This window comes from Sediminimonas qiaohouensis DSM 21189 (assembly GCF_000423645.1).
GTDB classification, from domain to species: domain Bacteria; phylum Pseudomonadota; class Alphaproteobacteria; order Rhodobacterales; family Rhodobacteraceae; genus Sediminimonas; species Sediminimonas qiaohouensis.
Window position 1 is genome coordinate 41,503 of the sequence record NZ_AUIJ01000018.1, and the last position, 10,629, is coordinate 52,131.

Consider the following 10,629-nt stretch of genomic DNA (forward strand, 5'->3'; position numbering starts at 1 on the left):
TGACAGCTCAAGGCCATTCACGCTCCCTGTGCGTGGCAGGCAAGGCCGCCATTGGGAAACCTGAGCCACGTGGCAAACACCAGCAACCCGCCCACGACGCGTTCTTACGCTGGAACCGCCGCCCGGCATGGTCTAAAGGGGGCCAAACCGGATCGAAGGGCAAGGGCACATGGCACGGCATCTGATCACATCGGCGATTCCCTACATCAACGGGATCAAGCATCTGGGCAACCTGGTGGGGAGCCAGCTCCCCGCCGACCTGTTCGCGCGCTACATGCGCGGGCGCGGGCACGAGGTGCTGTTCCTGTGCTCCACCGACGAACACGGCACGCCTGCCGAGCTGGCCGCAGCCAAGGCCGGTAAGCCGGTCGCCGACTACTGCACCGAAATGCACGCCGTCCAGGCCGAGATCGCGCGCGGCTTCGGCCTGAGCTTCGATTATTTCGGCCGCTCCTCCAGCCCGCAAAATCACCGCCTGACGCAGCACTTCGCCGAAACCCTCTATCGCAACGGCCTGATCGAGGAAGTGACCGAACGGCAGGTCTATTCCAACGCCGATGGCCGCTTCCTGCCCGACCGCTATATCGAGGGCACCTGCCCCAATTGCGGCTACGAGAAGGCCCGCGGCGATCAGTGCGAAAACTGCACCAAGCAGCTTGATCCGACCGACCTGATCGACCCGCGCAGCGCCATTTCCGGCAGCACCGACCTCGAGGTGCGCGAGACCAAGCACCTCTACCTGCGCCAAAGCCAAATGCGCCAAACGCTTGAGGACTGGATTGACTCCAAAACCGACTGGCCGATCCTGACCACCTCGATCGCCAAGAAATGGCTGAACGATGGCGACGGCCTGCGCGATCGCGGCATCACCCGCGACCTGGATTGGGGCATTCCCGTACGCCACGAGGACGGCAGCGACTGGCCCGGCATGGAAGGCAAGGTGTTCTACGTCTGGTTCGACGCGCCGATCGAATACATCGCCTGCGCCGCCGAATGGGCCGAGGCGAACGGCCTCGACGATGCCGCGTGGCAGCGATGGTGGCACACCGACAAGGGCGCCGACGACGTCCGCTATACGCAGTTCATGGGCAAGGACAACGTGCCTTTCCACACGCTGTCGTTTCCCGCCACGCTGATGGGCTCGGGCGAGCCGTGGAAGCTGGTCGATTACATCAAGTCGTTCAACTACCTCAACTATGACGGCGGTCAGTTCTCCACCAGCCAGGGGCGCGGCGTGTTCATGGATCAGGCGCTCGATATCCTGCCCGCCGACTACTGGCGCTGGTGGCTGCTGTCCCACGCCCCCGAAGGGTCCGACGCCGAATTCACCTGGGAGAACTTCCAGATGAACGTGAACAAGGACCTGGCCGATGTGCTGGGCAATTTCATCTCCCGCGTCACCAAGTTCTGCCGCTCCAAGTTCGGCGAGGCGGTCCCCGAAGGCGGCGCGCAAGGCCCAGAAGAGGCGGCGCTCATCGACACGCTCGCCACCCGCATTCGCAGCTACGAGCGCCACATGGAGGCGATGGACATCCGCAAATCCGCGACCGAGCTGCGCGCCATCTGGGTCGCCGGCAACGAGTACCTGCAAGAGGCGGCACCCTGGGCCACCTTCAAGCAAGACCCCGATCGCGCCGCGATGCAGATCCGCCTGGCTCTCAACCTCATCCGCCTCTACGCGGTGCTGTCCGCCCCCTTCATCCCCGGCGCCTCGTCCCGGATGCTATCCTCGATGAAGGCCACGGATGCCGGCTGGCCCGACAACGTCGAAGACGCCCTGCGCGCCCTGCCCGCCGGCCACGCCTTTGAGGTGCCCGACGTTCTGTTCGCCAAGATCACCGACGACGCCCGCGCCGGCTGGCAAGAGCGCTTCGCCGGAAAACGCGAGGACTAAACGCGCCCCGGCTTCTTCTGGCCAAAAATATCCCGGGGTGAATTGGCCGCAGGCCAAGGGGGGCAGCGCCCCCTACGCCGCTGCCTGTGGGCGCCTCGCGACTTCCTATTACACCGCCATATCAAAAACTTAGACATACCGCTTCACAGGAAATCCCGGCCTCAGCCGCCACCCAATGCGCGCGCCGCCGCGCTGGTTCCCGGTCCGACCACCCCGTCAAGTGCCCCGCGATAGAGCCCCCGCTCGCGCAGGATTTTCTGGAACTCCACGGCGGTTTCCCGGTCCCACCGCGGCGCCCCCGCGCCGCCAATGCTGCGCAGCTTGGCAAGGGACAGATCGCCGCTCTCCAACGCCTTGACATAGAGCTGCGCCGCCCGCGCCGGGTCCCGCTCCACGCCGCGCCCCTGCTCATAGAGCAGGCCAAGCGCCCCCTGCGCCTGCGGCATGCCGGTGCCCGCGGCTCGATTGATCCATTCGGCGTGCCGCTGCGGATCGGCTGCAACCCCCTTGCCATCATCCGCGTAAAGCCCCGCCAGCTCTAGCATCGCCGACAGGTTCCCCTGCGCCCCCGCACGGGCATAAAGATCGGCCGCGCGCGCCGGGTCGGGCAGGCCGAGCGCCGCCGCGTCATCGCGCCCGATCCCCTTGGGATCAAGGCTCAGCTCCGCCAGCCGCACCTGTGCAAAGTGATAGCCACCGTCGGCCGCGCGCTCCATCCACTCGATCATCTGCGCGTGATCCTGTGTCACCCCCCGGCCCAGCCGGTACATCAGCGCCAGCGTCGTCATCGCCGGCAGATCGCCCGCGTCGGCCGCTTTCCGGTAATAGCCGACCGCGCGCTCGTGATCCTCCTTCACCGGGCCGATCCCGAAATTGTAGTAATCACCCAGCTTGGTGCGCGCGGCGGCTAGCCCGGCCTCGGCCGCGGCCTCGAAATTCGCGATGGCGCGCTCATGATCGCCCGATCGCTGCTGCGCGGCGGCCAGGTTGAACAGCGCCGCCTGCGGGGGCGGATCGGCCTGCGTCGCGCTTTTGCAGTGGGGCCGCGCCCGCGACAGGGCGTTCAAATAGTCGGCCATCGCCGCGCGGCTGACCGGCACGCCGGCATCGGGCGCGCCGGCGATCTCGGTGCACCGATCCAATGCCGCCTCGGCCTCGTCCTCGGCCAATGCCCCCACGGGCAGGGCCGCCAGCGCCAGAGCCGTACAAATCCTGAATGCGGGAAGCTTACGAATTACCATGTCTGGGCAGCCTTTTCTAAAATCAATTCCGCAAAACGCTAGCAAACGCCCCGCCGGGCGTCGATACCTTCGCGCGCATCATCGCCCGCCGCCCGCAAGGCTGGTCAAGACAGCATGACTGTGCCAAATTTGCGGCCTGACCACGGATTAAAGCAACGGAAAAACAGGGGCCAGCCGCGTGGATGCAGCAACACCTCAGCACGACGACTCACCCGGCCCCACCCCGGACATGTCCATGGCCCGCGATGTCATCCTCGCGGTCGATCTGGACGGCACGCTGATCCGCTCCGACATGCTGCTTGAGGGGTTTTGGGCCGCCGTCGCCTACGACTGGACCCTGCCCTTTCGTGCGGCGGGTTGGCTGCTACGGGGCCGCGCGCATCTCAAGGAACGTGTTGCCGCCCGACAGATGCACGCCATTGACGCGCTCCCCTGGACCCAGGAGGTGCTGGATCACGCCGCCGCATGGCGCGCGGCGGGCGGGCGCACGGCGCTGGTCACCGCGTCGGATCAAACCATCGCGCAGGCGGTGGCCGATCACCACCCGGGCCTATTCGACGAGGTGCACGGCTCGGACGGCAAGCGCAATCTCAAGGGCGCGGCCAAGGCGGGTTTTCTCACCGAACGGTTCGGCCCTCGCGGATACGCCTATATCGGCGACAGCCACGCCGACATGCCCGTCTGGCAAGGCGCGGCCAAGGTGATCACCGTCAATGCCCCCGCGCCCCTGCGCCGCCGTGCCGAGCGCGCCACCAACGACGCCCGCACCCCGGCCGAGCACCTGAACGCGCCCGCCTCGGGGATCGGGCCGGCCTTGCGCGAAATCCGGCCGCATCAATGGCTCAAGAATGTGCTGATTTTCGCGCCGATGATCGCCGCGCACCAGTTCACCGCGCTGGCCCTGATGCAAAGCGCGCTGGCCTTCGTCGCCTTCGGGCTGGTGGCGTCCGGTGTCTATGTCCTCAACGACCTGCTGGATCTGGCCCCGGATCGCGCCCACCCGCGCAAATGCAACCGGCCGCTGGCCTCGGGAGCGCTGCCGATCACGCAGGCCACGCTGATGGTGCCGGTGCTGTTGCTGGCCGGGCTTGGGGTCTCATCCCTGTTGGGCATGAATTTCATGCTGGTGATCGTGGCCTATTTCGCCGCCACGACCAGTTACTCGCTTTGGCTCAAACGCCGGATCGTCGCCGATATCGCGACGCTCGCGGGGCTTTATACGCTGCGCATCGTCGCTGGCGGGGTTGCGACTGGCATACCGCTGTCGGTGTGGCTTCTGGCGTTTTCGATCTTTCTGTTCTTCGCGCTTGCCGCGGTGAAACGACAGGCCGAGCTTGTCGATACCGCCGAACGTGGCGAGACCAACACCACCGGGCGCGGCTACCGTGTCGATGACATGCCTCTGGTGGCGCAAATGGCCACGGCATCGGGGTTCGTGTCGGTGCTGGTGCTCGCGCTCTACCTCAACACGCCGCAGGTCCAGGCGCAGTACGATCAACCCGCGATGCTGTGGGGCGTATGCCTGATCCTGCTCTACTGGATCAGCCGGATCGTCCTGATCACGCATCGCGGCCGCATGCATGATGATCCGCTGGTCTTTGCCATCACCGACCCGGTCAGCCGCACCTGCCTGTTGCTAAGCGGCGCCCTGATTGCGGGCGCGGCCCTGCTTTGAGCGGCAAAACAGCACCTAGGCGGGCGTAAAGCGGCGGTTTTCTGCCAATTGAGCCCATGTTTCCGCAGCGCAGCATGTCGCTGTGTTGCGGCGTTCAGATTTCAACGATACGCCGGTTGCAATGCGACTCAGATCCTTCACCCCAACCGCCGCTGCCCTGACGGGCGCAGGCCGCACGCTCATCGCGCGGCCGCGCCACGCGATCACGGGGGGCGTCGTGGCGTCGTTGACGGCCATTGCGGTTGTTGCGCTTGCCGTTGGTGTCACGCCGCCGCCAATGCCGCCCAAGCCGATGCAGGCGCACGCGCCGGGTCTGCCGACCGCAACCATGCCCATGTCGGTGGCGCCCATCCTGCGCACCGATCAAGGGCCTGCGCGCGCCGCGCACCCAGCGGCTTTTGCCGCGCTGCAGCCCGATACCCTGCCGGGGCTCGGGCGCCTGATTCTGGCCCCCTACCGCCCGTGGCACGGCACGCGCAGCGCCACCCTATCGCCGCATCCGCCTGCGCGGCAGGCACCGCCGCAAATGGCAGAGGCCGAAAGCGTCGCGCGCCCCAAGCCAACCGCGGCCGCAACCACACGCCCGCAGGCCCGTCCGCAGGCGCTTGTGGCACGTCTTTCCGACCGCGAGAACGGCACCAACACGACTGGCGCGGCCGATACCCTGAGCGCGTCGCTGCGCCCGCAAAAGCGCCCGGTGAAACTGGCTGCGCGCGCGGTTGCCCGCCGCGACAGCCCCCGCGCCGTGGCCTCGGCCTCCCCCGCCGAAACCGCCCCGCAGCAACAGCAACAGCCCAAGCCGCAAAAGGTTGCCGCCGTGGCCACGCCCTCGCCCTCTACGTCTCTGCGCCTGGGCAAACGCGGCGATGGTTGCGCCCGCAAGCTGGCCCGCGCCATGCCGCGCCGCGGTTTTGGCGCAAACGACGGCAGCGCCGTTATGGCGCGCCTGACCGGGCTGGAAGGCACCCGCCGCGACCAGGTTGTCATGAACGAGGTGCTATCGGGGAACATGCCCGGCTTCTTGCATGACCTGACACCGGTCAAGTTCAACGGCCGCATGGCCGATGGCACCGCCGCGCAGGTCATGATCTGCGTGACGCCCGATTACCTCGCCCTCGGAAGCGAGCGCGATTTCGTCCGCGTGCCGCTTGGCCTGCGCGCGGCCACCCGCATTGCTGAGCGGTTCGATATGCTGCTGCCGACGTCGCGCATGGTCGATGCAATCTATCGCAACGCGCAACTGCGCCTGCCCCCCCGCCCGATGGACCCGGGGCCGCAGATGACGTCGACGACCTACCTGCTGCGCCACAACGCCACGATCGAGAAACAGCGCAACAGCGCCGGCGCCCCCGCGGGCACCCTGATTTCCGGCCACAAGAAAGACCTCGTGCTGACCAACCGCATCACGAAGCGGCAAGGGCGCGTGGCGATCTACGGCTGGCACCGTCCCAGCGGCAACCCGATCCAGCCGCTCAGCACCGTGCATGGCGCCGAATACGCCGATTACAGCCACGGCATCCGCCTTGTCAGCAAAACCGCCTATGTCAACGGGCGCGCCGTGAACCTGCGCGATATGCTGGCCGATCCCCGCTATGCCAGCCTTGTCAGCAAGGAAGGCCCGATCGCCGGGCCCCGCCTGTTGATGGCGTCGCTGGCCGGAAACTGATTCACGCCCGCCGCGGTTCGCACGGCGGGCGCCCGATCTCTATTTCACATCCTTGAAGCAGCGGAACCCGAGGTGATAGTTGCGGTGGCTGCCCGACGACATCACCCGCGAGCCATGCCAATAAGGCGCGCGCCAGCGGCTCCAGTGCTTGTGCGCGCGCACCTGGTCCCAGATGAACCAGCTCCCCTTCATCTCGGTCACGCCCAGCTTGCGGCTGCCGCGGCTGGCCATCTGATCGGGCGACATCGGCAGGTTCATGTGCTCGGCCGCGTTGCCGTCCAGGTCGTAAACGCCAAGCGGGCTCTTGCATTCGGGGAAACTGCCCGCCGGATAGGTGTTCGAGCCGCAGCCGCGGAAACTGCCGCCATTGCAACTGCCGCTCTTGAAGCTGCCCGTCGCGCAAACGCCGCGTTGCCATTGCTGGCCGATGCTGTAGCGCCGGGTCGGGGCGTATTTGCGGTTATGCGCCGCCCGCGCGCCGCCATGCCCCATGTTAAAGAAATAGTCAGGCTCCAGAAGCCGGCCGGCCGACGCACCCTCCCATTCATGCGCGTCGCCCATGCGCTTGCCCTCGGCCGCGCATAGCTTTGCCGCCTCCGAGGCCTTCACCCAAGTCACGGGATAAACCATCGGGATGTTGGGATACTCGAACATATCCACACAGACCTCGGCATCTTCAGGCGCTTCGGTCTTTGGATCGTAAAGCGGCGCCATGTACTTACCGCCGCAGATGCGCTCGAACCGCGCATTGCGATACAGGCGTTCTGGCGGCGCGGGCAGACGCGCGCGCGCCTCCTGCGGCGTCATCGGGTGGCGCGTCACCGCCGGGTTGCCCTGCCCGATATAGGACGAGCCGGCGAAAATCTGGCGCACGCGCTTCATCGTGGCGTTGCTCAGGCCACGCTCGCTTTGCATCTGGCGGAACATCCGCTCGTTGTTTTCCTGCAATGTCTGCGCCACGCTTGGCCCCGCCACCGCCATCACCCATAGCGCCAAGGCGCCCGTCGCAATCCGCTTCATCCCAATTCCTCCCTGTTAGTCCTTGCGCACCAGATAAAAGAAATCGCGATTGTCCGAGAACCCCACGAAACGCGGGATCGGCGTGCCGTCGCGGCGGCGGTGATCGATGCTCGACATGCGGCTGACCAGGTGATGCGGCACCAAGCCATCCTCGGACTTGGTGTAAAGCGCCATGTAGGTATGCTCTTGCGAGTTCATGTCGAGGAGCATCGCATAGTCACAGCCATAGGCCTGGAACGTGCGCGCCATCGCCGAGGGCGTCGCCGTCGAGAAATAGGCGTAGATCAGGAACTTCCGCCCCTCGACCGTTCGCATGCAGGCCCCCGCGCGCAGGGTACGCAGATCGGCGTTGGCCGACCCGGACCAGTTGCCGCCCCCCCAACTGCGCACGCGCGGGCCGGGCACGCCGACGCCGGTTTCCGGGTCCGGATGAACCAACGCCACACCGTTTTGCCGGGCAAAGCGGATATGCGGCAGCATCCCCTGGTCCTCTTCGGTCCAGGTTTTCATGCCGATGGTGCCGTCATCCAGCACATAAAGCGTCGAAAGGTTGGGCTGCAACTTGCTCAGAACCACGCCATTGCTGATGAAACCGTAGTGGTGGCCGTGGTTGTAGGTGGCATAGGCATCGTATTTGAACGCGCCGTGGTCACGCTTGAACCCGCCGGTGAACGTCGCCGCCACCCGATCGGTCAATGACGGGCTGAGCATTCCCACCCGCACCAAGGGGTCGGCCCGGTCGATCCCGTCGGGGCCCGGCGTGTTCCAGTTGCGCCCGCCCCCATGCGGACGCGACGACCAGCCAAGGCGCGGATGATCGGTGCCCACCTCGTAGCCAATCTCGAACCGGCTCAAGTCGAAGCCCACCAGGTAGACATCGGCGCGTCGCTCTACATAGTCGAGGTTGTTCGTCTCCCCCCGCCGGTTCAGGATATCGGGATGGATCATGCCCGGCTGTATCGCGCTGGCATAGATGCCCGGCGCGTCCTCCACGGCGTACCAGCTACCGGCCTCCATCCGGCCGCCCGCCGTGCCGCTCAGGTCAAACCCCGAATAGATCTGCATGACCGGATCATTGGCCACCCGCGCCCGGCCCAGGCTGTCGGCGATCCGCCCTGAATCGCCACCCTCAATGGTCTCGCTCGATTGCATGAAGGCATCCTCGTAGAATGCCCCCTTGATCATCCCCACGATGCTTTCGCCGAAAACCACGTTGTCGCGCAGGAACTCCGCCACCGCCTCGCGGTTGGTACGCGAGCCCGACACGCGGTTGCGCAGATAGGCGCGCTGCTCACAGATCGGCGCATAGGGCAATCCGCTGCGCTGCGCCTCCAGTAACTCGGGCTGCGCGCCGTCCCATGGGCGGCACAGGTGCCGCGCGCCGTCGTCCTCGAACACCAGCGCGGGATCGTCTCCGCCGCCAAGCGTGATTTGCCACGCGTCGGGGTCCGCGTTCTCAAGATGAAAACTCTGCCCCTGCAATCCCCCACCCGGCGCGGTGACATTGAGGACGAACCACGCGTTCACCGCCGGGTTCAACGTGATCAACTCGGCCGACAGGCCATCGGGGCCGTTCACGCGCTGCTGGCTGCGGAACGGCTGCAACTCGATCACCGACTTGGCGGCGTCCACCTCGTATTGCTCCCACTGGCGCTCCAACCGCGCCTCGCGATCGGCGCTCGCGTCGGTGGCCTGCGCCCCTGCCCCGGTGGCCATTGCGATGATGCCCGCACCTGTCAGACGGCGCAGATGAACTAAAAAAGTCCTGAATACTAAATACAACGTTCCCCTCCATGCGTTGGACGGCGCGGCGCACGACACAGCGGATGTGACGCAGGTCCGTCCAAACAGACATCGCGTGAAATACACGCACCCGAACAGGAACACGCGGCAGCGCGCAGTCCCCCCAACTCATTTGTATCGCACAGAAACGATGCGATTCTCTATCGCTTTTCGCCGATTTGGGGGCGCGTCCACCCGGCCCCCCTTTTCCCGCGCCGATTTCTTGCGCACCGCGCGCTCGAAACGATTGCTGGACCATGCGCTATGGGCGGCCCACCGAAAGCCGCCGCTTCGAAAGCAAGTAAGTTGTGTGGGTTTTCTGGCCGACCGCTCGATACACAGGGCGTTCGCCCTGCGGGCAGCGCAGACGGCGACCCGTCTTCACAGCCCCGATCGGTGGGTTGGCTCATGTCGCTCTTGCAGGCGTCATCGACACGCGAGACGGCGCCGCACGCCTCGAACGGCGCGTGGCCAAGGCGCCAAGCCCGAACAATCGAATCGCCCGGATCAAGTTACCTGAAGCGTTTGATGGCGTTCTGGAACGAGCTTGAAATACTCTCCCAGGCGCTTTCCATCCCCTTGCGCATGTCCGACCACGCAGCATCGCTGGCGTCCTGCGCTTCCTTGAGCTTTTCCTGCGCCCGGTCACGCTGTTTGCGCATGTCCTCAAGCTGCTTTTCGTAATCCGCCTTGGCATCGGTCTCTGCAGCCTTGACTTTGGCCTGCAACTTGTCGATTTCAGCGTTCCACTCGTCCAGCTTCGCCTTCATCTTCTCTACGTATTCGCTGCGATCGTTCATCGTCCTCTCCTCCTCTTTTCCTACCTTCTCGTGCGATATGGTGGCAGCAATCCGAATGACAAGGACGGCGAGACGGCTGTCGGCGGCGCACCGCGCAGAAGATCACTGCAGGAGCGAAAGTTGACAACCTCTCCGAACCAGTTGACAACTGTGGACACAAATACCTGTTTTTGAATGTCTTTTATTTGGGGTGGCTCTGTTGCACAAAGCGCGTGAGGGATTCATGTCGCGAATCCAGTGTGGTAGCTGGGCGACATGAGCAGACCCACACCCCCAACCTACAAGACCAGGAACTGGCCGGCCTATAACGAAGCGCTCAAGCGCCGTGGCTCGCTGACAGTCTGGTTTGACCCGGAGATGATCTGGGAGGCTGCGCCGACCGGGAAGCGCGGGCGGCAGCAGACCTACAGCGACACCGCTATCCAGACATGCTTGACGATGAAAGTGTTGTTCGGCATGGCGCTACGCCAGACCACAGGCTTCGTCGAGAGCCTGCTGCATTTGGTCGACCTGGACTGGCAGGTGCCCGACTTCAGCACGCTGTCGCGCCG

General features: G+C 65.5%; 8 protein-coding genes. 4 read left to right on the forward strand and 4 right to left on the reverse strand.

The window, feature by feature from the left end; all coding sequences use genetic code 11:
- Nucleotides 1–169 precede the first annotated feature (169 nt).
- Nucleotides 170–1,894, forward strand: a complete 1,725-nt coding sequence (gene metG, locus G568_RS0113670) for a methionine--tRNA ligase (RefSeq protein ID WP_026758570.1) — start codon at nucleotides 170–172, stop codon at nucleotides 1,892–1,894.
- A 161-nt stretch (nucleotides 1,895–2,055) separates the two neighbouring features.
- Here the strand turns inward: metG and G568_RS19720 are convergent, their stop codons facing one another.
- Nucleotides 2,056–3,135: a tetratricopeptide repeat protein gene (locus G568_RS19720; protein ID WP_051203005.1), complete on the reverse strand. Its 1,080-nt coding sequence runs from the start codon at nucleotides 3,133–3,135 to the stop codon at nucleotides 2,056–2,058.
- Nucleotides 3,136–3,370: 235 nt separating this feature from the next.
- Between G568_RS19720 and G568_RS0113685 the strand changes: the two genes are divergently transcribed.
- The gene (locus G568_RS0113685) at nucleotides 3,371–4,810 is read left to right on the forward strand and encodes a UbiA family prenyltransferase (protein WP_245582949.1); all 1,440 of its coding nucleotides are present in this window, start codon (nucleotides 3,371–3,373) and stop codon (nucleotides 4,808–4,810) included.
- Between the two features lie 121 nt (nucleotides 4,811–4,931).
- A complete protein-coding gene (locus G568_RS19725; protein WP_051203006.1) occupies nucleotides 4,932–6,476 on the forward strand; it encodes a hypothetical protein in 1,545 nt (514 codons plus the stop codon).
- Nucleotides 6,477–6,515: 39 nt separating this feature from the next.
- Here G568_RS19725 and G568_RS0113695 read toward each other — a convergent pair whose 3' ends face one another.
- The 3 genes from G568_RS0113695 to G568_RS0113705 form a co-directional block, all read right to left on the reverse strand.
- On the reverse strand, nucleotides 6,516–7,496 hold the full coding sequence (locus tag G568_RS0113695; protein WP_037374176.1) for an SUMF1/EgtB/PvdO family nonheme iron enzyme: 981 nt from the start codon (nucleotides 7,494–7,496) through the stop codon (nucleotides 6,516–6,518).
- Nucleotides 7,497–7,511: 15 nt separating this feature from the next.
- Nucleotides 7,512–9,212, reverse strand: a complete 1,701-nt coding sequence (locus tag G568_RS18875; RefSeq protein ID WP_051203008.1) for a hypothetical protein — start codon at nucleotides 9,210–9,212, stop codon at nucleotides 7,512–7,514.
- A gap of 578 nt (nucleotides 9,213–9,790) precedes the next feature.
- Nucleotides 9,791–10,078 carry a sll1863 family stress response protein gene (locus G568_RS0113705; RefSeq protein WP_026758573.1) on the reverse strand — a complete coding sequence of 96 codons (288 nt, stop codon included), beginning with the start codon at nucleotides 10,076–10,078 and terminating at the stop codon, nucleotides 9,791–9,793.
- A 255-nt stretch (nucleotides 10,079–10,333) separates the two neighbouring features.
- Here G568_RS0113705 and G568_RS0113710 point away from each other — a divergent pair.
- The coding region (locus G568_RS0113710) for an IS5/IS1182 family transposase (protein ID WP_026758574.1) at nucleotides 10,334–10,629 on the forward strand (296 nt) is incomplete at its 3' end.

Excerpts from the sequence above, each read along its gene's own strand:
- metG (WP_026758570.1), top strand. The coding sequence starts at position 170 with ATGGCACGGCATCTGATCACATCGGCGATTCCCTACATCAACGGGATC.
- G568_RS19720 (WP_051203005.1), bottom strand. The coding sequence starts at position 3,135 with ATGGTAATTCGTAAGCTTCCCGCATTCAGGATTTGTACGGCTCTGGCG.
- G568_RS0113685 (WP_245582949.1), top strand. The coding sequence starts at position 3,371 with ATGGCCCGCGATGTCATCCTCGCGGTCGATCTGGACGGCACGCTGATC.
- G568_RS19725 (WP_051203006.1), top strand. The coding sequence starts at position 4,932 with ATGCGACTCAGATCCTTCACCCCAACCGCCGCTGCCCTGACGGGCGCA.
- G568_RS0113695 (WP_037374176.1), bottom strand. The coding sequence starts at position 7,496 with ATGAAGCGGATTGCGACGGGCGCCTTGGCGCTATGGGTGATGGCGGTG.
- G568_RS18875 (WP_051203008.1), bottom strand. The coding sequence starts at position 9,212 with ATGGCCACCGGGGCAGGGGCGCAGGCCACCGACGCGAGCGCCGATCGC.
- G568_RS0113705 (WP_026758573.1), bottom strand. The coding sequence starts at position 10,078 with ATGAACGATCGCAGCGAATACGTAGAGAAGATGAAGGCGAAGCTGGAC.